Origin of the sequence: Acinetobacter sp. P8-3-8 (genome assembly GCF_000214135.1) — a bacterium.
Taxonomy (GTDB): Bacteria; Pseudomonadota; Gammaproteobacteria; order Pseudomonadales; family Moraxellaceae; genus Acinetobacter.
In genome coordinates this window covers 37,636-58,986 of the sequence record NZ_AFIE01000011.1, presented here as the reverse complement: position 1 = coordinate 58,986, position 21,351 = coordinate 37,636, and the positions used below count along the sequence as shown (strand labels likewise).

The window sequence follows — 21,351 nt, the reverse complement described above, 5'->3', positions numbered from 1 at the left end:
TTTCGGAAGAGAAATGAGAGTGCTCAATAAATCAAATATATATGATTAAAATAAAAAAACCACAGGCAGTTGCCTGTGGTTTTTAAAATCAGAAATGCTTAGAACAATACGCGAACGCGGATTGTACCTTCAACATCACTCAATGTATCAAGCGCTTCTTTAGATGCAGTTGCATCAACGTCCATCACTAAGTAACCAACATCACCTTTCGTCATTAATGATTGACCAGAAATGTTGATACCGTGTTCAGCGAACAAGTTGTTGATCTTAGAAAGAACACCTGGCACGTTTTTATGAATGTGAAGTAAACGATGTTTACCTTCAGTCAATGGAAGTGCGATTTCAGGGAAGTTCACAGCAGATAAAGTCATGCCTTTATCTGAATAAGCAACAAATTTCTCAGCCACTTCTAAACCGATGTTCGCTTGCGCTTCCATGGTAGAACCACCGACGTGAGGCGTTAAGATCACGTTGTCTAAACCACGAAGTGGAGAAACGAATTCTTCACCATTGGCTTTCGGTTCTTTCGGGAATACGTCAACCGCAGCACCCGCAATGTGACCAGATTTGATCGCATCTGCAAGGTCTTCGATGATCACACATGTACCGCGTGCAGCATTGATGAAGATAGAACCTTCTTTCATTTTCGCAAATTGTTCTTTAGTAAAGAAATTACGAGTAGAAGGAACATCTGGAACGTGTAAGCTTACAACATCAGCATTGGCAAGAAGTTCATCTAAAGAACCCACTTGACGTGCATTACCCATCGGTAATTTAGTCACTGCATCATAATAAATCACGTGCATGCCCAAGCTTTCAGCTAAAACTGAAAGTTGAGAACCGATAGAGCCATAACCCACGATACCTAAAGTCTTACCACGTGTTTCAAACGAACCTACAGCAGATTTGTTCCAACCACCACGGTGAGTAGAAGCAGATTTAGCAGGTACACCACGAAGTAAAAGAATAGCTTCAGCAAGTACCAGTTCAGCAACTGAACGAGTATTTGAGTAAGGTGCGTTAAATACAGGAATACCACGAATCATCGCTGCATTTAAATTCACTTGGTTTGTTCCGATACAGAAACAACCCACTGCGATCAATTTATTCGCAGCTTCAAAGATTTCTTCAGTTAATTGTGTACGGGAACGAATACCAATGAAGTGTGCATCTTTAACCGCTTCTTTCAACGCTTCACCCTCAAGCGCAGTTTTACGGGAATCGATATTGGTATATCCAGCAGCATTTAGAGTGTCAATCGCGTTTTGATGAACGCCTTCTAACAACAAGAAACGAATTTTATCTTTTGGTAGTGAAAGATGTTGGCTCATTACGGCTCCGCTACAAAGGCCAAATTTAGTCGCAGTATGATACCATAGACACTGTTCTATAGATATTTCGTTTGTCATAGTAAAGCGGATATTTTATCTACGATTTCTGATAAGCATTATATATAAATCAAATAGATCGCTAATTTATTGATTTTTATAGCGCTTGAACAATGCTTTCGATATGACGTATGGGTCACGCAATATAAAACTATGCTTTATCCATCGTCATCAACTAGGTAAAATACTGCTGAAATCAGTAAAGTTGACGATTTTGACTGTATTTGACTCTAAAAAAATGCTGAAAAATTTTCACTGACTGATTTAAAATTTTGCATGTTGTAGTACCCACAACCTTATTTTCTACTTGCTAGGCCCGCAAAACGATGAATGCTCCAGTAACGATAGCACCTGAATTATTGACCCAATTGACGGAAATTGTTGGTGAAAACCGCATTAAAACCGATGCTGATAGCTTAGAAAATTGGGGTAAAGACCACACTAAGCATTTCGATCCAAATCCATCAGTCATTGTTTTTCCATCGTCTACTGAACAAGTTCAGGCGATTGTTAAACTTGCCAATCAATTTAATGTTGCGATTACCCCATCAGGTGGTCGTACAGGTTTATCTGCGGGTGCTGTGGCTGCCGATGGTGAAATTGTCATTAGCTTTGACAAGATGAATCAAATTTTAGAATTCTATCCTGCTGATCGTATGGTACGTATCCAAGCAGGGGTAGTGACTGAGCAATTACAAAATTATGCCGAAGAGCAAGGTATGTATTATCCAGTCGATTTTGCTTCTTCTGGTTCATCGCAAATGGGTGGCAATATTGGTACCAATGCAGGCGGTATTAAAGTTATTAAATACGGCATGACACGTAATTGGGTACTGGGTCTGACTGTTGTGACAGGTAAGGGCGATGTATTACGTTTAAACAAAGGCATGATTAAAAATGCGACGGGTTATGCCTTGCAGCATTTATTCATCGGTGGTGAAGGGACTTTAGGTCTAGTCACTGAAGCTGAAATTAAGCTGGAACGCCAACCGCATGATTTACAAGTATTGGTCTTGGGCGTTCCTGATTTTGATGCGATTATGCCTGTGCTACATGCATTCCAAAGTAAAATTGACCTGACTGCATTTGAGTTCTTTGGTGAATTGGCAATGCAGAAAGTTTTGGCACGTGGACATGTTCCTCGTCCATTTGAAACTGAATGTCCATTCTACGTATTGCTTGAGTTTGAAGCGCCGTATGAACCAATTATTGATGCTGCGATGGAAATCTTCGAGCATTGTATGGAGCAAGGCTGGGTACTTGATGGCGTGATGAGCCAAAGTCTTGAACAAGTACAGAGCTTATGGCGTTTACGTGAAGATATTTCTGAAACGATTGCACCGTTTACACCGTATAAGAATGATATTTCAGTATTAATCACGCATGTTCCTGCATTCATTAAAGAAATTGATAGCATTGTTGCAGAAAACTATCCTGATTTTGAAATTTGCTGGTTTGGTCATATTGGTGACGGTAATTTACATTTAAATATTTTAAAACCTGAAAATTTATCTAAAGATGAATTCTTTGCAAAATGTCAGGTTGTAAATAAGTATGTATTTGAAACTGTACAAAAATATGATGGTTCGATTTCAGCAGAGCACGGTGTGGGCATGACGAAAAAGCCTTATCTTGAATACACACGTACTGCTGAAGAAATTGAATATATGAAAGCGTTGAAAAAAGTGTTCGATCCAAACGGGATTATGAACCCAGGAAAATTGTTTGATTTGTAAACTTTTTTAGATCGTATTTAGATCACAGAAACATAGTTTCAATAGTGTAAAGTGAAAAGGTATTGCATGATATGTGTAATACCTTTTTCTTGTTATAGGGGGAACAATAACAATGAATCGTTTGATTTTAACTTCTGCTTTATGTGTAGCAGTATTGTCAGGTTGTGCAACGACACAGAATTTAGTGAGTAAAGTGGGTGGTGGCTCTGAAACACCTTTGGCTCAGGTGTTGAATGAGCGTAGTGATCTGCGCAAAGATCTGTCTACTTTAGAAATTCGTCAGTATTTTAATAGTGTTGAGTCACCGACTGTGGCGGAAGTGAAGTTGACTGAAACAGGTTTGATGGATGATTCGGTCAAGTCGATTCGTACGGTTTACCGTTTTAAAAAGGTTGATAATGACTGGACACGTGTAGATACGCAAAAAGAATATCAATGTTTACGTGGTAAAAATACCAAGAGTTTTCAGAAGGCAAAGTGTCCTTGATCAGTGATTCGTTTCTAGATATTGATAATGAAATAATTTGAGAATTTTAAAATGGCTAAAATTAGAGTCGGGATTATATTTGGCGGTAAATCATCAGAGCATCGTGTTTCATTACAATCTGCACAAAATATCATTGATGCAATTGATCAGCAAAAATTTGATATTAGTCTGATTGGCATAGATCAAGATGGTGGTTGGCGTATTTTAGACACAACTCATTACTTAGAAAATGGTAATGATCCTAAATTAATATCACTTGCACCTCGTGAAAATTCTGATCAGCAACATACGAGTCAATCTCAAATTTTTGAAATTGAAAATGCTCAAGGACTTCCAAAAATAGATGTAGTCTTTCCAATCATCCACGGTACTTTAGGGGAAGACGGAGCATTGCAAGGCATGCTTAAAATGCTAGATCTGCCTTTTGTAGGTTCAGATGTGCTTAGTTCGGCTGTATGTATGGATAAAGATGTGACCAAGCGCTTGTTACAAGGTTCAGGTATTGCTGTCGCACCATTTTTAACAGTGCATTCGTATAATCCTTATGAAATCAGTTTTCAGGAAGTTCAAAATGCTTTAGGACTCCCAGTATTTGTTAAACCTGCAAATCAAGGTTCTTCTGTAGGTGTGAGCAAAGTTGAAAATGAACAAGAGTATTTAAAAGCATTAGATTATGCTTTTGAATATGATAACAAAGTCTTGATCGAGAAATTTATTAAAGGACGTGAAATAGAGTGTGGCGTTCTAGGAAATTATTATCCTAAAGCCAGTGTTTGTGGTGAAGTGGTTGTTAAATCAAGTTTTTATTCTTACGAAGCAAAATATATTGATAATCAATCTTCTGAGGTAGTTATTCCTGCATTAATTTCAGAGGAAGAAAGTAAAAAGCTGCGAGATATTTCAATCAAGGCATTCAAAGTTTTAGGTTGTTTAGGTCTTGCACGTGTAGACTTTTTCTTAACTGAAAAAGGCGAGATTCTATTAAATGAAGTAAATACTTTGCCCGGTTTTACCAATAACAGCATGTATCCAAAGCTTTGGGAAAATACAGGAATAAGTTATTCTGAATTGATTACTCAACTTTTAGAATTAGCATTAGAACGCCATGAACATTCAACAAGAAATTCAAAACTTATTTAAAGATAGAGATGACTATCCACTGTTTTATATCGAAAGTGGCAGTCGTTTATGGGGGATGGCAAGTCCAGACAGTGACTATGATGTACGTGGTTTTCATCTACCTTCAAAAGCACAATATTATGACTATCGAAAACACCGTGATTTAATCGAAATCATGGATGGTGATTTTGACTTTGTCTCCTTTGACCTGAATAAAATGTTTGGATTACTTGCGAAAAGCAATCCTACTGTTTTGGAATGGGTACGAGCACATATCGTCTATTTTAATGAATTTCCTGAATGGGAAAGTTTTAGAGATGGTTTACTGGAACGAATAGATTATAAAGCATTGTATTATCATTACTTATCACTTGCTAAAGGCGGTATGGATGTGATGCAAACCGCTGATAATTTTACCTATAAAAAAGTGTTCTATTCGATTCGTGGTTTGATGTCAGCAGAATTGGCAACACAGCAAATCATGCCTGAACTATTGATTACGCAACTGTTTGAGCAAATTAATGCCAATGATCCATTACGACATTGGGCAGAAGATTATTTAGAAATTAAGAAACAACAGAAAGAAAAAGCACAATTACCTGAAATTGAACAAGCGCAAATTCTAAAATTGTTGAATGATAAAATTGAAGCTTTAAATTTACGTGCGATTGAACCGACCAATGATATTGAAAAGTTACAGCGTTATTTAACCGAATATAGTTTTAGCCTAAAACAACATTTTTATGGTTAATATTTTTCTGACTAAGAGAAAAAATACAGTATGAAAACCCTCGCTTTTATCCATCGCAATGACACATTGTTTTCTGTTGGGGATTTTCATCCAGTCAAAACCATTTTTTCACATCATGAGTTGGGAAATACCGTTTCACCATTCTTATTACTCGACCATCTCGGACCGGGAATTTTAAAACCTACACATTTACGCAAAGGCGTGACAGAGCATCCGCATCGAGGTTTTGAAACCGTCACCATCATGTTTAAAGGTGAATTGGAACACCGTGATTCTACTGGCGGAGGTGGCATCATTGCCGAAGGCGATGTGCAATGGATGACCGCTGCATCAGGTGTGATGCATAAAGAGTTGTTTAGTGAAGCATTTTCAAAACAAGGCGGTGCTTTTGAAATTGTGCAACTGTGGGTCAATTTACCTGGCAAAGATAAATTGAAACCTGCTCGTTATCAAAGTTTAAGTCGAGCTTCTATTCCAACGGTTCAGCTAAAAAATGAACAACATGAAATTAATACAGTGCGAGTCATTGCAGGCGAATATGCAAGGCAGACAGGGCCAGCCAAAACACACAGCCCTATAGTCTTGTTAGATATTCATTTAAAAGCAGGGCAAAGCGTAGTATTACCTGCTAAACAAGGTGACAGCACCTTAATTTTCTTACGCACTGGACGTTTACAGTTTAGTCCCGAAGATGACCAACTTGATGACCAAGCGCTTGCTGTAATGTCCAGCCACGGTGAACAAGTCGAAATCACAGCACTTCGGGAGAGTCATTTTTTATTTATGAGCGCTGCGCCACTGAATGAACCGATCAATGCCAAAGGCTTCTTTGTAATGAATACTTATCCTGAAATTTTGCAAGCTTATGAGGATTTAAAGGCTGGAAAATTTATTCAGCCTGTGGGATCTGATTAAATAGAATCGTTCTTGTTATTCAATTTTGCTTATATTAACGTCAGTTCGGGATAAACTTTGATGTAAGTTATTGAAAAGATAGATCCGGCACAGCAGAGTCTTACCGTTTAAAGTCAAATGTAAGGATTAACCTTCGGTTCGACCTACTTTTCTTTCGGGAAAAGTAGGCAAAACCATTTGTCAGTCGCGAACTCGACAGATACTATCAAGTACCTAATATATTGCAAAAACAGTATATTACAGATGTAGTCCTGCCTCGAACAATGCGACTGACGTTTCCGCGTCTCATATAGCTGAAAACATATCTTATTCCGGACTCAGGTTATATTATGATCTTTGCAAATCCTTACTCGTCTTCACACCTAAATTTTGCTAAAATCTCGCCAATCAGCAAGATGGGTGTATTTTGCTGAACTTAAAATCTCACAATTATTGTTTTATCTTTTGCTTTTTTATCCATTGATTTAGACACCTCGTGAATACGGTGTTTAACCGCTTTATTTCAAAGCAAATTCCACAACTTATTATTTAAATTCTCAGTGCTTGTCATTGGGCTGTCGCTTATCTCCCAAAAAATAGTGTTCAGCCAAACAAGCCAACAATTATATGTAGAAAACAATGCAAAATTTAATGCAAAAAGAACAGACCACGACATTGAGTCGTGCCACGCTAATGTTTCCATTAGCTTTGGTACTGTTCGAATTTTCAGTCTATATCGGCAATGACTTGGTACAACCCGCCATGCTTGCGATTACCAAAGAATTTGGTGTGAGCAGTGTTTGGGCACCATCTTCAATGTCCTTCTATTTATTAGGAGGAGCCTGTGTTGCATGGCTCATGGGGCCATTGTCAGACCGACTTGGGCGTAAAAAAGTCTTATTGGCAGGTGTCGCATTCTTTGTCATCACTTGTTTACTGATTCTATTCACGCATACCATTGAAAGCTTCTTGGCTTTAAGATTCCTTCAAGGCTTTGGTTTATCGGTGATTGCTGCTGTGGGTTATGCTGCGATTCAAGAAACTTTTGAAGAACGTGATGCCATTAAAGTCATGGCATTGATGGCAAATATTTCCTTACTCGCACCCTTATTAGGGCCTGTATTCGGCGCATTCCTCATCGACCATGTGTCATGGCATTGGGGCTTTATTGGCATTGCATTTCTGGCCTTTCTCAGTTGGTTTGGGTTAAAAGCCAAAATGCCAGATCGTAAAGTGAGTATTCCCAAACAACCTTTAAGTTATATCTGGGATGACTATAAACAAGTCTTTAAAAATAAGACCTTTATCGGGCTAACGCTCGGTTTACCCATGCTCGCCATGCCGTTAATGTTGTGGATTGCTTTGTCACCAGTAATGCTCGTAGAAGAGTTGGGGTTAAGTAGTGTGCAATATGGTTTGGCGCAATTTCCAGTTTTAGGGGGATTGATTGTTGGTAATATTGTGCTCATCAAAGTGATTGATCGTTATGCCTTGGGGAAAACGGTATTGGTTGGTTTGCCATTGATGTTGATCGGTACGCTCATCGTATTTTTAGGTGTGATTTGGCAACAATATTTCCTGTACTGCGTCATTCTCGGCATGACTTTAGTCAGCTTTGGTGAGGGAATTAGTTTCTCTGTACTGTATCGTTTTGCACTGATGTCTTCTGAAGTGTCTAAAGGTACGGTTGCTGCGGCTGTTTCAGTATTGATGATGTTTACTTTTTTCTTTGTAATTGAATTGGTTCGTGTGTTGTATGAGCATTTTCATCTATGGGCTTATGCTTTGTCATGCTTAACGTTGATTATTTTATGGTTCACGTTCCCACGAAGAATATTGCAGGAAATTATGCGTGGTCGAGCTGAACGAGGAGAGTTTTAAGTCTTTCTTTATAGAAGAACTTAGTTGTTCTAAAAACAAGGGAGAATACTATCTCCCTTGTTTGCGATAATTCTGCATAAACTGATAAAACAATATTGGTGAACTAAAAACAAAAAATGAACGATGTTAATAGAAGCTTAGCTACGCTCAAATTGCTTTAATTTATGATCAAAAACAAATGGCCCAAACGGTAAAATAGAAGCAATTAATCCCAGAATAAACATTTTGATAGACCACTTTTGCTTTTCACAGACGACAAATAAAACTGCAAGAAATGCAATGAAAAGCACACCATGTCCCATGCCGACATATTTGACTAAAATAGGATTACCCCAAATATATTTCATTGGCATAGCAACAAAGAGGAGAAGAAGGAAAGAAAGCCCTTCAAGAAAACCCACAATACGTAAAGATTTGATATTCATGGTCACTGAGTCAAAATGTGAATGCGTTGCGAGTGTAACGGAATTCACTGAAAAGTTGGATAAAATTATTCAGTGTCTGTAAATTCGATTTTTCTAAGCACTTATTTTGGAAAAATAAAATATTCTCCAAAATAAGCGCTGAGCACTTTTCATCGCACATTATTTAATTTCGAGTTCAAGCAATGTGGTTTTAAGTTTTAACAACTCAGGTAAGGTTTCTAATAACAAACTGATTTGTTTTAAAGCCAATAAAAGGTCTTCAGACAAATTTTCCTGCTCACTCAATTGACTAATTTCCAATAATTTTTTTTGAATTGATGCTTCATCTAAAGGTATTTGATTGAGTAAAACATCATTCAATGTTTGTTTACACCACAGCATTAAATCCAAAATCTGTTGATCATGCACCTGTTCACGGTGGCTACCTAGAGCTGAAACATAACTCAGTTGACTATGACTATAGACCAAATAGCGGAATGCATGATGAATTAAATCCTGTTTGGGATTCGGTTCAGTGCTTAAACTTGAGATCATCGTGGATAATTCGATTTGAGCATTGTGCGCTGAGCGACGTGCTTTGCGATAATCAATACTGTTGTTTTTACCCTGTTGATATTGCTCAACAATTGCATCGAAATAATCTAAAGTCGCTTGAGTACTTTTGAGAATGTTATTGGAAATATTACGGAAGTTCCAATCTGGCCAAATAAAACTGACCGCAAAGAATGCAATTAAACAGCCTAAGATGGTATCGATAATTCTTGGTAAAATAATGGCATAGCCTGCACCTTTTAAATTAAAGATCAATAAAACCATTAAGGTTGCCATCAGTGTTGCCATGGCATATTTTTTTGAGCGTAGATAGAAGAAATAGACCCCACAAATAATGGTCAGTACCAATTGACCTTCTACACTGGGTACAAAATAGAGAAGGGGAATGCCTAAAATAACCCCTAAAATCGTCCCTAAGGTTCGTAGTTTTAAACGGCTTTTGGTCGCAAAATAACTGATTTGGCAGACAAATAAACTGGTGAGCAATATCCAATAGCCATTTTTAGCAAAGGGCAATAATGAAATGCAATATCCCACAGCAAAAACAAAAGCGATGCGTACAGCATGTCGAAATAGTGCAGACTTCGGTGTTAAATGCTGTTTAATTTTAAGCCATAAATCTTGGATGTCCTGAATATCATCATCCAACAAATTTAGGTTATCGTGGTGTTGACTATAACTTTGTTGATAGCTGTCTTGTTCAATACTGAGGTTAATAAATTGTTCTTGTACGTTCTTTAAATTCTTTAAAACCAACAACAAATTCTTCACTTCTATATTATGCGGATTCTGTTGAATCCAAGCCTTCATTGAAAGTTCTAAATTTTCTAAGACTGCCGAATTTTCTGAATGAGTTTGAAAAACCTGATGTTTTAAAATGTTTTCAGAGAGTTTTTGACAATTAATTGCTTGTAAGCGCACATTTTTTTGAATGCGATAAATTAAATCAGTACGGCTAAAATTCTTATGAATATTCTCATAATGTAGATAGTTTGAAGTAACTTGTTCGTGAATATCTTGCGCCAAGAAATATAAATTAAGCCAGTAAATGGTATTTTTATTGGCACGAGATGCTTTTAAACGTGTGAGTAAAGATGCTTTTGCTGTATTTAAAGTTTGTACGACTGCGCTATTTTGTAGAGATAAATCATATAAAAGTCGTTCAACATTATCAGTATTGTCAGGGTCAAAAAGCCGAGCCTTGGTCATCAATAATTGTGCTAAAGCATTAAAACTTTGCGACAAATTTTCTTGAACGGCTTGGGTAGGTTTAAGTAGGTAGAAAAGGATTGAAGTAAAACCATACCACAGCGTGCCCATGACGAAATAGCTGGGTTGTTGATACCACTCATTGTATTCACCCAAACCAAACATGGTGTAAATGGACAATAAGACTGTGCCAAATGAAATGGTGGCATAACGTTGTCCAAGCGCACCCATTAAAATAAAAGCGGCGCTAGAAAGCGATAAGTAGATTAAAAAGAAGAGTTTATAAGGCGCGAGAAATTCAAGAATACTGCTGACACTGAAAAAGAGTATGCAAACGAAGCCAAGATTGCGTAAACGAATGGTCAGCCGATCATCAAAATCTGTCAGTGCTGTGGCAATTGCACCTAACGTGATCGGGACAATTAAATGATCATAACCAAGAAAATAAAGCCCAAGCGTTGTTCCTGTAAGAACAATAAAAATTTGTAAGCAATAGATCAGTATGGAATTGGATTTGAAACTCAGCAACAGGTCTTTAAAACTATTCACAGAGATTCTCTAGGTAAAAAAGCAGTTTATTATAGCTTGATCAGCTTTAAGATAAGTGCGCTGATCGCCGTAGTTTAAATACCCATGTGGATAAGTCTTGGCTTATCCACATGGATGAAATGATTGAATCATATATTGCTTTGATTAACTCGGTTTTGATTATTGTTTTCATCATCTGAGAAGCTGCGTAGATATGTCTACACAACTTCTCAATTATCGAATCACACCACAAGCAATACGATCACCGCCACCGCCAAGTGGTTTAGGATGATCTGAATAATTGTCACCACCTGCATGAATCATAATCGCAAGCCCTTGAACATCTGCCAATTTAAGACGGGGTGCAATTACGGTGGTATTGGCATTGCCATTCGAATCAACATTCAGCACAGGTAAGTCACCCAAATGTCCTTCATTCGGTGTGCCATGTCCAGTATGATTTGGATTGAAATGGCTTCCTGCTGCCAATGCTGCGCCCATTTTCCCATCTTTTTCGGCAGGATCGCATGAGCCTTTCTCATGGATATGAAAACCATGAAAACCAGAAGGTAATGTTGATAACTTTGAAGTGATACTTAAACCTTTTGCTGTATCTTGAAAGCTAATTGTGCCAATTTTATTGCCAATGCCTTGAGCTGATACGCTATGAATGTCGACCACTTGTTGTGGTGACTTAGATGGTTCTGTGTCGTTTGGGTTCGTTGCACAACCCACTGAAATTAAAGCAAACAAAGAACAAAAAAGTGATGTTTTAAGGAGTTTAGATGTCATGTACAGCATCCTAATCATTTTGAAATTATTGCTTCTATTGCAACAAAACTTAGGACACGAAACAATGCGCTTTAAAGATTTGATTGTATAAGTTTATTAACCAAGTTAAGTAATTTTTCATTTTATTTTTATAAAAACTTATCAATTCACTGTGAATTGATAAGTTTAAGATTTTAAATGCTAAAGTTCTTTAGATTCATCATCAAGATCGTATGCCAATGACGTTTTAGGCAAGGGTTCAGGATCGAAGGTTTCATGTAACCATTCACGCCAGATGGCTAATAGAATCGCCAAAATTACTGGACCGATAAATAGCCCCACTAAACCAAAACTAGCCAAGCCACCTAAAACACCGAACATAATCAATAAGAAAGGAATTTTAGTTGCACCTGAAATGACCAATGGTCGAATCACATTATCCGCTGTACTGACAATACAAACGCCCCAAGCCATGACGCCAATCGCTTCCACAGTTTGACCTTGTGAGAATAACCAGAGCGAAATCGCACCATAAGCGACAGGCGGGCCAAAAGGGATTAATGCCATCAGGAAGGTAATGAGGGTCAGTACCATTGGATTGGGTACACCCGCAACAAAATAACTGATTCCTGCAAGAATCGCTTGTGCCACAGCAGTCAAACCCACTCCGTAAACAACTGCACGAGTGGTTTCAGAAATTGTGTCAAGATAATGGTGAATACGAGGGCCAATCAACATTTCTAAGGCTTTGCTGACTTGTCCTAAAATGGTTTGTCCGTCACGGTAAAAGAAAAATAATGACATGACTGCAAAACACAATTTAATGATATTTTTAGTAATTTCATTCAAAACCAGTTTGCCGTAATTTAAATGCCCTTGAATCCACATCCCGATGTTTTGAGAAAGACTGGTTGGATCTGCATTAATTTCACGAACAGTACGGCTAATTTCTTTCCCAATAATGGGTAATTCACGAATAAAATCTGGAACTGTTAAATGACCTGAGGATAGCTGACGCTGTAAATCGAAGAACAGGTTGCGGCCTTCATGTTGCAAGATAAAAATTGCAAAAGTTAATGGAACGCCAACCACCAATATCACCAGTGCAATCATGATTGAGGCACTGAGTGTAGGGCGATGTGTTCCGAATATTCTTAAGACGCGTTTATACATTGGCCAAGTCATATAGGCGATAATGGACGCCCATAGCACAGGTACAATAAAGTATTTGAGAATATCATAACCTAAAAATATTAGGATAAATAATAAACCAAACAACAAGATACGTTGTATGTTCGAAGAAAAATCTTGCACTAATTACTCTGAATAAAATGCTGAGTTAATCACCCAATATTAACTGAAAAATTGAATGTGGCAAATTTTACACCACATCCACATTATCTTTTATTAAAACAGTTTTAAAACCAATCGCTTGGATCATCAATCAGTGCGTCTAAAAGTGGTTGCCATTGCTGTTGAATAACTAAGAAATTCTTTTGCGTTTTATCAAAAACAGTTAAGCCTTGCATTGCCAATTGACCATAAGCACTACGCTCTGAAATCCATGCCACAGGCTTTTGCTCAATTTTATCAAAAAATTGCTGAATATCCTTTGCACTGGCACTGTTCGGTTTCATACGGTTTGCCACCAAATGCACGGCAACCTTGCCTTTGCGAATCTTTTTAATATCTTGAATATGTTTAAGAAAACGTTTGGTACTATCAATATCAAAAAATGAAGGTTGGAGTGGCGTTACAACAGCGTGACATTCACTGATTAACTGTTCTGCATGCTCACCTGTCAAAGCACCAGGTGCGTCGATCACCAAATAATCTAAGCTTTTAGGTGCATCACCAATCGATTTTTCATGTCGCCAATCTAAACTTTGAATTCGAGCAGCATCTTCAGGACGCTGTTTTACCCATTGCATTGCTGATTTTTGTGTATCCGCATCGGCTAGAGCAACTTTATAACCTTTCTGTGCAAGCGCAGAAGCTAATGTTATTGCTGTAATTGTTTTACCGCAGCCACCTTTTAAATTTGCAATGAGGATCGTTTTCATGAGTTGACAATTTTTAGGCAAGTGATTGTTTGCCTTAGCTTAGCATTAATTTGTTATGCATAGGTTATACATGACAAAAGACTTGTAGTTGTTTACATTGTGCAGTGTGTTGTTTTTGGAAGTAAAGCATGTCCATTTGGATGGCAATGTTAATTGGTGCATGTATTGGCATCGTTTTAACCACGATTGTTTTGTCGAGTACGCGTAATGGCAAAATTAAAGCAGAATATGAGCAATATATTTCTGAATTAGAATTAGAGCATCAACAGGCTTTGGCAAGTGCGCAAAAGCGTAGTGTGAATACCAGCCGCGCCGTTTTAAAAGGCAAGATGGCGGAACAAATGGCACCGATTATGCCTGAATTTCGCTATTTACCCAGTGATGCTAAATTTTTAGGCGATCCTATTGATTATGTTGTATTTGATGGTTATACCGATTTCCGTGATGGTGATGGTTTAGCAGAAGATATTGAAGTGGTGTTGATTGATATCAAAAGTGGTGGGGCACGTTTAACCAAAGGTCAGCAAGCGATTGCTCAGGCGATTCGTGAAGGGCGAGTGCGTTTTGAAACCATTCGCATTGATTTTGAGGATTAGGGTTTTGGTAGGGGCATCCGAAAAATTATCATAAAAAATTAACTTAAAGATTACTTACAGGTGTTCCGTATTTGAAACGATATACACAATCTAAAAGTCTAACATGATAAATCGCTTAGCAGAGTCTTACATTTAAAGTTTATATTTAGGGTTAAGCCCACTGCGTCTTGCGTTACGGTTAAAGCAGTGCTTTAACCGAGCTCAGGCTCGACCTACTTTTCTTTCGGGAAAATGAGAAGTGGAACTTCGCAAGAAAACCACCTTGCGGAGCTTTGCCCCTCACCGCTGAACTCGTTTAATATCCTCTTATTAATCAGATTTATCGCAAAAACATTCTCATTCAAATGTAGCTCTGTCTCAAACAATAGCGGATGACGTTTACGCGTATCAATTAATGATTTTGAAACAAATTAAAAAATTTAGACTATTACCGCGTGACAATTACCCATTTAAAAATTTCAATGATTCAGTTATCTATGATGTAAGGCAGAGAGCGGGAACGATTATAAAATCTCTAAAACTCAACCTTTTGTGCTCTTGCCATAAACATCCGTCGGCCTATTCTTGGAAGATCATCTGCATCAAAATAATATTTTTCTAAAAATTTAAAATTTGCATTCAATAGCTCAAGTTCAATATTTCGATTGAGATGGCAACCATCGGCAAGCACTTTTTGCACAGGGGTGAGTGCATCTTGTAATTTTTTCAAGACTTTATTGTCTTGATATTGAACATGTTCAATTAAATGAAATGTCCCATTTGGCTTTAATACACGATGTATCTCTAGTAAGGCTTGGTCCAATTCAACAATGCTACAAAGCGTCCAAGTGCTGACGATGCTATCAACAGAATTGTCTGCGAAAGGAAGTTTTTCAGCACTGGCTTGAATATGTTGTACGTGAAAAGGAGCATCTAAAACACGCTTCTGCGCCAATTGATAAATATCTCGATTGGGTTCAAGTGCATAAATTTGATCAATTTCTTGGTAAAAAGGCAAATTCAGTCCTGTACCAAAACCGATTTCAAGCACATCACCACGAACTTTGCGAAGTAACTCTGAACGCCCTTGCATTAAACTGGGTGTCTGCATGACCTGATTGAGTAAGTGTGGAAAAATGCGTTGTTGATAAAATTTATAAATCATATCTTTGGCTATTACATTGCGATTACTTCGATTCTAGCGAAAGCGTGTACTGAATATAAGACAAAAATATGACGGAATTTCTGTATTTTGTTACTGAAACTCAATTTTTATTTTGAACATTGGCGTTAATATTAAACATAAGCCTTTCTCTTTTTCAGCATCGTCATTTTATCTAAAAATTGAAGATATTTTGAATTGGAAATGTTGGAAGGCTTATATTTAGGGCAATGACAGAGAGGGCATGTGATGACCAAAAAAATTATTTATGCAGCAGCGTTGCTTCTGAGTGCATTTCAGGTCAATGCTTCTCAATCGATTAATCTATCTCCAGAATTTAATATTGCCAATGGTTTAGCACCTGTCGATCAGTCGCAAAAAATTTCAGTTTTAGAACCATTTCATGGTGATTTTCGCATTTTAGGGTCTAAAGAATATAGCCATGATGAGCAGGCTAAGTTTTCTCCTATTGATTATGCAGTGACTCGTGGTTTATTCACAGCTCCTGACATTGCACGTCAAATTTCGATTAATCAGTATGATCGTTATCTAAATTGGAGTATGGCTAAACCACCAATTCCTGCTCAATATGCCACTCAGTTGGTCAGTAATATGCACATTATCCCTGCCAATCCTGATATCGCCAAAGCCATTAAAAAAGTGAAACGTGGTGATTTGGTACGTTTAAAAGGTGATTTGGTTCAGGTGAATGATAAAAATTTGGTTTGGAAATCTGCACTCGATTGGAATGGTGTAGGGGATGGTGCATGCAAGCTCATTCGAGTAGATTCGATTCAATGGATTGAAAAGCAAAACATCTAAATTCAGATTTGAGCCTCTAGCAAGAAGGTGATATGGTGTGTGCTGAAATGATAAGCAAATACTGTTAAAAGAGTGGATAAATGAAAGGTTTAGTGTGTTTTGGTTTCGTTTTTTTGAGTTTAGGAATGTCAGCTTGTCATGCGCCTTCTTCAACCGTTGTTAAAACACATGAATACACAGCAGAGCAAAAGTGCGCCACTTTAAAAAATATGAAAGTTGGTGAGGTACTGGTATTTAATGCGCCTGAAAATCCAAGCACAGGTTATCAGTGGAAATTACTGCAACCTTTAAAAATTTTTAAAACAGAAGAAACGTATTTACCGAGCAGTGCCGATGAAAAAGTCGTTGGTGCTGCTGGTACTAAAACGTTCCGTTTCACTGCTGAACAACCAGGGCAGGATTATATTGAATTGGTTCATGTCCGTGCGTGGGAATCATCTAAAGAACCTGATCAAAAATGGCAATGTCGTATACGTGTGTCTTGAATAATTTTTGAGTGAATTTTAAAAGAGTCTTATTTTAATACTGATTTAATTAAACGTAATGGTATTCATTTAAAGTTAATATATAACTAAAAAATGGACATTACCTTAGATAATATTGAAAATTTAAATTAATTTGCATAGGTGATGCTTTACCTTGCGCTGCAAACAAGGCAATGCTTTGTTTTTGCTCAGGATGAAAAGTAACAAAAATCCTTTGTTGGTCAAAGGGGATATCCTATCGCCCTTGACCAACGGCGGCATCCATGCCGCCTACACGGTAGCAATACCATGTATATCAATAGGTGGAAAAAGCAGTTTTATATATACAAGTTAATCATATTGATCGAAATTAGCTTTTTGGCTGTGTCCCTTTCCAATGTTCTAGTTGATCATCCGCAGTCAGCATATCTCCCATGCCTTTTACCGCATCAGCAGGATTTTTAAGCTCGGCATCGGTAGACTGTTTTTTAGCATCATAGACTTTGGCTTGATTTTCCCAGTATTGATAATACAAACCTTGAATATAGCGTCCTTGTTCTGTTTTTAAATCCAGTTCTTTGAGCATGTTTAATGCAGACTCAATACCATCTCGTTTTAGTTGATGGTCAATTTCTGCTGTTAAATTACCGTCAACACTACGTTTCTTTAAATCAGCCTCCAACGCATTATTATTTTCAGTAAATGTCTGCTGATATTTTTCGAGTACGGCAATATCGTGAGCATCATCTGCTGTATTTGGAAAGTTTTGGATTGGTCTCGTTTTAAGTTGATCCATAACCTCATGTTCAGATTCTGAAACAGGATTCTCTTGAGTATCATTTTTAGATGTACATGCTGTCGTAAAAAGAATCGTACAGAACAGCCCTGAGATGAATATTGGGCGGAAAATTTTCTGGGTCATATTCACACTATTGTTTCCTTCGGGTCTGTTATTGTTCTAACTTTTTAAAGTTATATACATAAGTTTCATAAGGGAAGTCGATTTCATCTTGAGCTTGTTTTCCCGTATATTCAAAAACAATCTGTTCAAATTGTTGTTTTAATTTTAGCTGTTCTTGTTCAGGCATGGCAGCAATGAAACTAGTCGACAATAATCGTTTACTGACCACATTTTCCACTGTACCCGTTTGGACTTGTGAGAAAACTTGAGTGCTTTCCAGTTGGAATAAAAATTGGTTTTCAAAGACCTGTTTCCATTGTCCACTGTGGTAGCGAGGGGTGTCTCCTTCAATGGGGGAGAGCACATTGGTCAATGCCTTAACCCAATCTACATGTTCATTTCGCTGATTCCAAATCAATCCTAAATGCCCATTCGGTTTGAGGATTTGATGGATTTCATTTAAGGTTTCAATATTGGCAAACCAATGAAAAGATTGGGCGCATAAAACGGCGTCAACACTTGCAGAATTTAGTGGAATTTGATCACTCTTGGCTTGTAGTATTTGTACATCAGGATGTACTATTTTCAACTGTTCCAACATTTCTGTGACTGGTTCAATCGCAATAATATGTGGTGTGATTTGTTTGAGGTAAGGTAGGAATTTTCCAGTGCCTGCGCCTAAGTCAATCACGCTGGAATTCGCATTCAGTTCTAAGTCTTGTTTTAGCCATGTGACTACGTCTTGTGGGTAATTGGGACGTACTTGTTGATATAACTCAGCAGCAGAACTGAAACCTTTTTGAGCAGCAGGATGTAAGGAATGTGTCATATTTTGCGCTTTTTTATCTGATCAGATTCTATAAAATATGACACTTGATGCAATGAATAGGCAAGCAGTCTATTTATTTAATTTCAGCCAAAATCAGAGAGCCTAAGCTCGGTGTGAGAATGGATAAGCAAATAATTTTTGAAGATGATCATATTAGAGCGATCTATTTACAAGGCGATTCAGATACTTTAGTTCTCTCATTTGGTGATTTGATCACACGTGCCAAAGGGCTTTCCATCAATGCTGAAAAATCATTGATGAAATATGATTATGCTGTCGTTGGCATTATGCCGAAGCAAAAGTCATGGTTTCCTGCATCAAGCATGTCTGCATTATTGGAACAGCTCCAACCCATTTTAAATCAATATAAAAATATTGTGGGCTATGGTGGTTCAATGGGGGGCTATGCAGCCATTAAATACGCCAGATCTTTGCGAATGAATCGTGTTGTAGCGATGGTACCGCAATACTCGATTGATCCTGCTGAAGTTGAAGATAAGCGTTATACCGATTTTTATGATGCTGAGTTGAATGCAGACATGCGGATTCAAGCACACGATATCGTTGCAGATTGTGAATATATTATTGTTTATGACCCTTATTTTGAAAATGACAAAGAGCATTATTTAAAAATCAAACCATTGATTCCTCAATTACATACCTTGCATTTACCTTATACAGGACATGATGCGATTGCTGTTCTCGCAAATTCTGCCTTATTGCATGATTTTATTGAACGTCCTTATGATCAAACTTATTTTTATAAGCAAATTCGTGAGGTGAAGAAAAACAGTAAATTCTATTATCGTAGTGTCATTGCACGGTTACTTGGAACACATAATGAAGCGCTAGGAAAAATCCTAAAAGGAATTGATATTCAACTCGATAGTGCTTTTTTTGATGCAAGTTTAAAGCAAACCATTACCCGTATTTTATTGACCAATAAACGTGTCGATGAACAAGATTTACAAAAACTAGGTATTCAGGTCAATCTTGCATTTGAAGATAAGAATCAACTCACAGATTACTATGGAAATATTCTAGTTTTTAATGTGATTACACAAAAGCTAGAAAGTTATGATCAACAAGTGATTGATGTCAATGGAAAATATATTATTCCATTGCATGTTGAAAATAGTGGTTTGGCGCAAGTTGAGATCAAAAAGCAAACCTATTTGATTTGTATGAATGATCGCCGTGTGACGAAACTGTTTAAGCAAGATGATGCTTTGTCTTTGGATATGAATCCTATCGTGATACGAAAATGTGCTGATTTCTATGTGCTTTCATATAAAGACTTATATATGAGTTGTGATGTGCAAGGGCAGGTCAGTTTTGATGATGAAAGTTTAAATGAGTTTTGTCACTTTAAAATTTCTTAAAGTGGCAGGACTCTGTGGGTTCTAGCTCAAATATTGTTTATTACTAAGCATTGTTTATTTCCAAGAATTTCTATTCGCAAGTCTGGTTTATTTAGATCGTTATTTACATTGATTTAAAAGATTTAAAACATTTTTTGAGAATAAATCTTTATAGTTTTTAAAGTCTTGTTGAACTTGCGGATCATCTAATTTCAAAACAGTATTTGAGTCCAGATAAACATCAGTGACATGCATGAATGAACCTTCTTCACCTTTTTTATAATGATATTTAAAGGTTTGAAGTGCTGTTTTACTGAGTTGTTGATTGTTATTTTTGAAAAAGTAATGATATAAATGATTTTCATTAGATAAATAGAAATGTGCATCGATACGGCAGCCTTGATCAAGTTGGATGAGTGTAAAACTATTCCCTTCATGTGTTGGGTATTTTTCAATATTTTCAAATGATTGTAATGTTTTTTCTTGTGCAAAAGTTTGTGCATTGAATAGTATTAAACTGATCAGAAATATGCTTTTTTTTATTTTTTGCATGCTCTTATAGAAAGTCGTAAAAGTAGATAATATAGATTTAAAAGCCAAGTTTTGGAATTGAAACGGGCTATATTTTGATTTTATTTTACATGAAAAGTCGAATAGTTCTTTGTGCTGAGTCAATATCAGTTATGATAATAGTGATAAGGATATCATTTTATAAAGCTTGTCAGCATTCTTAGGATTTCCAAATGCAAAAAAAAATGACGAAGAAAGTAATAAATCAACCAAAACAAGAACGTACTCAGAAGCGTATGGAAAAGGTAATTGCGACGACACAAGAGTTGCTTTTAACCATTGGAATTGAAAAAATTTCTATTCCTGAGATTGCCAATGCATCTGGTGTTCCTCGTACCAGTATTTACCAATTTTTTCCAAGTAAATACGATCTTTTACGACATATTGCTTTGATACATTTAAATGTTTTGCTTAAACAATTGGGACAAGCCGCAGTACGTGTATTAACTGAAAGCCCCAAAACATCAATTGAAGAAAATGGGAAACTATTAACAGCAAGTTTGATTCGTACTACAGCCAATTTTTTTAATGAATCAGAAGTCGCCAGTCTGATCATTCTCAGCGGGCCATTTACTCGACAAGCATATTTGGAATACCAAGTTGAACTGCAACAGTTGAGTGACGGAGTACGTAAAGCTTTGGAAATCATCAAAGTAGAGAGTTACGTTCCACAAAATCCTGATGTATTAACCATTCTCATGGAACTGATTTTTACCTACATGAAACATGGTTATTATAATGATAATTATATTTCGGAAGAGATCATGCAAGAGGCGTATCGGATGGCGATCGCTTACTTGGGCGCATTAAAAAATAACTCATATCCTATTTCACAAGTGTAATATTTACGGTAGTTTTACTAT

At 37.1% G+C, this 21,351-nt stretch carries 21 protein-coding genes; 11 read left to right on the top strand and 10 right to left on the bottom strand.

The genetic code is table 11. From position 1 onward, the window contains the following. Window positions 1-98: 98 nt before the first annotated feature. On the bottom strand, window positions 99-1,331 hold the full coding sequence (gene serA, locus GGG_RS0107125; protein WP_010113404.1) for a phosphoglycerate dehydrogenase: 1,233 nt from the start codon (window positions 1,329-1,331) through the stop codon (window positions 99-101). A 383-nt stretch (window positions 1,332-1,714) separates the two neighbouring features. On the opposite strand from serA, the gene GGG_RS0107120 reads away from it, so the two are divergent. The 6 genes from GGG_RS0107120 to GGG_RS0107095 all read left to right on the top strand — a co-directional run bounded on the left by GGG_RS0107120 (window position 1,715) and on the right by GGG_RS0107095 (window position 8,256). Beyond that, window positions 1,715-3,124: an FAD-binding oxidoreductase gene (locus GGG_RS0107120; RefSeq protein ID WP_010113402.1), complete on the top strand. Its 1,410-nt coding sequence runs from the start codon at window positions 1,715-1,717 to the stop codon at window positions 3,122-3,124. A 112-nt stretch (window positions 3,125-3,236) separates the two neighbouring features. After that, entirely contained in the window at window positions 3,237-3,611 is a 375-nt protein-coding gene (locus tag GGG_RS0107115) for a hypothetical protein (RefSeq protein ID WP_010113401.1), read from the top strand. Between the two features lie 51 nt (window positions 3,612-3,662). Further along, entirely contained in the window at window positions 3,663-4,751 is a 1,089-nt protein-coding gene (gene ddlA, locus GGG_RS0107110; protein WP_010113400.1) for a D-alanine--D-alanine ligase, read from the top strand. Beyond that, on the top strand, window positions 4,717-5,481 hold the full coding sequence (locus GGG_RS0107105) for a nucleotidyltransferase domain-containing protein (RefSeq protein ID WP_010113399.1): 765 nt from the start codon (window positions 4,717-4,719) through the stop codon (window positions 5,479-5,481). The genes ddlA and GGG_RS0107105 overlap by 35 nt, the downstream gene beginning before the upstream one ends. A gap of 30 nt (window positions 5,482-5,511) precedes the next feature. Continuing rightward, complete coding sequence (locus GGG_RS0107100; RefSeq protein WP_010113398.1) at window positions 5,512-6,396, top strand: pirin family protein; 885 nt, start codon at window positions 5,512-5,514, stop codon at window positions 6,394-6,396. 630 nt (window positions 6,397-7,026) lie between these two features. After that, complete coding sequence (locus GGG_RS0107095) at window positions 7,027-8,256, top strand: MFS transporter (RefSeq protein ID WP_010113397.1); 1,230 nt, start codon at window positions 7,027-7,029, stop codon at window positions 8,254-8,256. 137 nt (window positions 8,257-8,393) lie between these two features. Here GGG_RS0107095 and GGG_RS0107090 read toward each other — a convergent pair whose 3' ends face one another. From GGG_RS0107090 to GGG_RS0107070, 5 genes are all read right to left on the bottom strand, one after another. Further along, on the bottom strand, window positions 8,394-8,681 hold the full coding sequence (locus GGG_RS0107090) for a DUF3817 domain-containing protein (protein WP_010113396.1): 288 nt from the start codon (window positions 8,679-8,681) through the stop codon (window positions 8,394-8,396). Between the two features lie 159 nt (window positions 8,682-8,840). Further along, complete coding sequence (yccS, locus tag GGG_RS0107085) at window positions 8,841-10,991, bottom strand: YccS family putative transporter (RefSeq protein ID WP_010113395.1); 2,151 nt, start codon at window positions 10,989-10,991, stop codon at window positions 8,841-8,843. Between the two features lie 213 nt (window positions 10,992-11,204). Next, window positions 11,205-11,762, bottom strand: a complete 558-nt coding sequence (sodC, locus tag GGG_RS0107080) for a superoxide dismutase family protein (protein WP_010113394.1) — start codon at window positions 11,760-11,762, stop codon at window positions 11,205-11,207. A gap of 180 nt (window positions 11,763-11,942) precedes the next feature. Continuing rightward, complete coding sequence (locus GGG_RS0107075) at window positions 11,943-13,055, bottom strand: AI-2E family transporter (RefSeq protein WP_010113393.1); 1,113 nt, start codon at window positions 13,053-13,055, stop codon at window positions 11,943-11,945. 104 nt (window positions 13,056-13,159) lie between these two features. Beyond that, entirely contained in the window at window positions 13,160-13,804 is a 645-nt protein-coding gene (locus GGG_RS0107070; protein WP_010113392.1) for a ParA family protein, read from the bottom strand. A 128-nt stretch (window positions 13,805-13,932) separates the two neighbouring features. Here GGG_RS0107070 and GGG_RS0107065 point away from each other — a divergent pair, with 128 nt between their 5' ends. Next, the gene (locus GGG_RS0107065) at window positions 13,933-14,400 is read left to right on the top strand and encodes a Holliday junction resolvase-like protein (RefSeq protein WP_010113391.1); all 468 of its coding nucleotides are present in this window, start codon (window positions 13,933-13,935) and stop codon (window positions 14,398-14,400) included. A gap of 514 nt (window positions 14,401-14,914) precedes the next feature. Here the strand turns inward: GGG_RS0107065 and GGG_RS0107060 are convergent. After that, a complete protein-coding gene (locus GGG_RS0107060) occupies window positions 14,915-15,544 on the bottom strand; it encodes a class I SAM-dependent methyltransferase (RefSeq protein ID WP_010113390.1) in 630 nt (209 codons plus the stop codon). 246 nt (window positions 15,545-15,790) lie between these two features. On the opposite strand from GGG_RS0107060, the gene GGG_RS0107055 reads away from it, so the two are divergent. Both GGG_RS0107055 and GGG_RS0107050 read left to right on the top strand, forming a co-directional pair. Continuing rightward, the gene (locus tag GGG_RS0107055) at window positions 15,791-16,363 is read left to right on the top strand and encodes a hypothetical protein (RefSeq protein ID WP_010113389.1); all 573 of its coding nucleotides are present in this window, start codon (window positions 15,791-15,793) and stop codon (window positions 16,361-16,363) included. A gap of 80 nt (window positions 16,364-16,443) precedes the next feature. Beyond that, window positions 16,444-16,848, top strand: coding sequence for a protease inhibitor I42 family protein (locus GGG_RS0107050; protein WP_010113388.1), 405 nt, complete (start codon window positions 16,444-16,446; stop codon window positions 16,846-16,848). Between the two features lie 349 nt (window positions 16,849-17,197). Here GGG_RS0107050 and GGG_RS0107045 read toward each other — a convergent pair whose 3' ends face one another. Then, the gene (locus GGG_RS0107045; RefSeq protein ID WP_010113387.1) at window positions 17,198-17,749 is read right to left on the bottom strand and encodes a hypothetical protein; all 552 of its coding nucleotides are present in this window, start codon (window positions 17,747-17,749) and stop codon (window positions 17,198-17,200) included. A gap of 28 nt (window positions 17,750-17,777) precedes the next feature. Next, window positions 17,778-18,557 (bottom strand): class I SAM-dependent methyltransferase, encoded by a 780-nt coding sequence (locus tag GGG_RS0107040; RefSeq protein WP_010113386.1) that lies wholly within the window; start codon window positions 18,555-18,557, stop codon window positions 17,778-17,780. Between the two features lie 119 nt (window positions 18,558-18,676). Here GGG_RS0107040 and GGG_RS0107035 point away from each other — a divergent pair, with 119 nt between their 5' ends. Then, entirely contained in the window at window positions 18,677-19,939 is a 1,263-nt protein-coding gene (locus tag GGG_RS0107035) for a hypothetical protein (RefSeq protein ID WP_010113385.1), read from the top strand. A 99-nt stretch (window positions 19,940-20,038) separates the two neighbouring features. Here the strand turns inward: GGG_RS0107035 and GGG_RS19570 are convergent, their stop codons facing one another. Further along, the gene (locus tag GGG_RS19570; protein WP_010113384.1) at window positions 20,039-20,470 is read right to left on the bottom strand and encodes a hypothetical protein; all 432 of its coding nucleotides are present in this window, start codon (window positions 20,468-20,470) and stop codon (window positions 20,039-20,041) included. A gap of 191 nt (window positions 20,471-20,661) precedes the next feature. On the opposite strand from GGG_RS19570, the gene GGG_RS0107025 reads away from it, so the two are divergent. After that, complete coding sequence (locus GGG_RS0107025) at window positions 20,662-21,330, top strand: TetR/AcrR family transcriptional regulator (protein ID WP_010113383.1); 669 nt, start codon at window positions 20,662-20,664, stop codon at window positions 21,328-21,330. Window positions 21,331-21,351 lie beyond the last annotated feature (21 nt).

Bases quoted from the DNA above. Each gene is read 5' to 3' on its own strand.
- serA (WP_010113404.1), bottom strand. From the start codon at position 1,331: ATGAGCCAACATCTTTCACTACCAAAAGATAAAATTCGTTTCTTGTTG.
- GGG_RS0107120 (WP_010113402.1), top strand. From the start codon at position 1,715: ATGAATGCTCCAGTAACGATAGCACCTGAATTATTGACCCAATTGACG.
- GGG_RS0107115 (WP_010113401.1), top strand. From the start codon at position 3,237: ATGAATCGTTTGATTTTAACTTCTGCTTTATGTGTAGCAGTATTGTCA.
- ddlA (WP_010113400.1), top strand. From the start codon at position 3,663: ATGGCTAAAATTAGAGTCGGGATTATATTTGGCGGTAAATCATCAGAG.
- GGG_RS0107105 (WP_010113399.1), top strand. From the start codon at position 4,717: ATGAACATTCAACAAGAAATTCAAAACTTATTTAAAGATAGAGATGAC.
- GGG_RS0107100 (WP_010113398.1), top strand. From the start codon at position 5,512: ATGAAAACCCTCGCTTTTATCCATCGCAATGACACATTGTTTTCTGTT.
- GGG_RS0107095 (WP_010113397.1), top strand. From the start codon at position 7,027: ATGCAAAAAGAACAGACCACGACATTGAGTCGTGCCACGCTAATGTTT.
- GGG_RS0107090 (WP_010113396.1), bottom strand. From the start codon at position 8,681: ATGAATATCAAATCTTTACGTATTGTGGGTTTTCTTGAAGGGCTTTCT.
- sodC (WP_010113394.1), bottom strand. From the start codon at position 11,762: ATGACATCTAAACTCCTTAAAACATCACTTTTTTGTTCTTTGTTTGCT.
- GGG_RS0107070 (WP_010113392.1), bottom strand. From the start codon at position 13,804: ATGAAAACGATCCTCATTGCAAATTTAAAAGGTGGCTGCGGTAAAACA.
- GGG_RS0107065 (WP_010113391.1), top strand. From the start codon at position 13,933: ATGTCCATTTGGATGGCAATGTTAATTGGTGCATGTATTGGCATCGTT.
- GGG_RS0107060 (WP_010113390.1), bottom strand. From the start codon at position 15,544: ATGATTTATAAATTTTATCAACAACGCATTTTTCCACACTTACTCAAT.
- GGG_RS0107055 (WP_010113389.1), top strand. From the start codon at position 15,791: ATGACCAAAAAAATTATTTATGCAGCAGCGTTGCTTCTGAGTGCATTT.
- GGG_RS0107050 (WP_010113388.1), top strand. From the start codon at position 16,444: ATGAAAGGTTTAGTGTGTTTTGGTTTCGTTTTTTTGAGTTTAGGAATG.
- GGG_RS0107045 (WP_010113387.1), bottom strand. From the start codon at position 17,749: ATGACCCAGAAAATTTTCCGCCCAATATTCATCTCAGGGCTGTTCTGT.
- GGG_RS0107040 (WP_010113386.1), bottom strand. From the start codon at position 18,557: ATGACACATTCCTTACATCCTGCTGCTCAAAAAGGTTTCAGTTCTGCT.
- GGG_RS0107035 (WP_010113385.1), top strand. From the start codon at position 18,677: ATGGATAAGCAAATAATTTTTGAAGATGATCATATTAGAGCGATCTAT.
- GGG_RS19570 (WP_010113384.1), bottom strand. From the start codon at position 20,470: ATGCAAAAAATAAAAAAAAGCATATTTCTGATCAGTTTAATACTATTC.
- GGG_RS0107025 (WP_010113383.1), top strand. From the start codon at position 20,662: ATGCAAAAAAAAATGACGAAGAAAGTAATAAATCAACCAAAACAAGAA.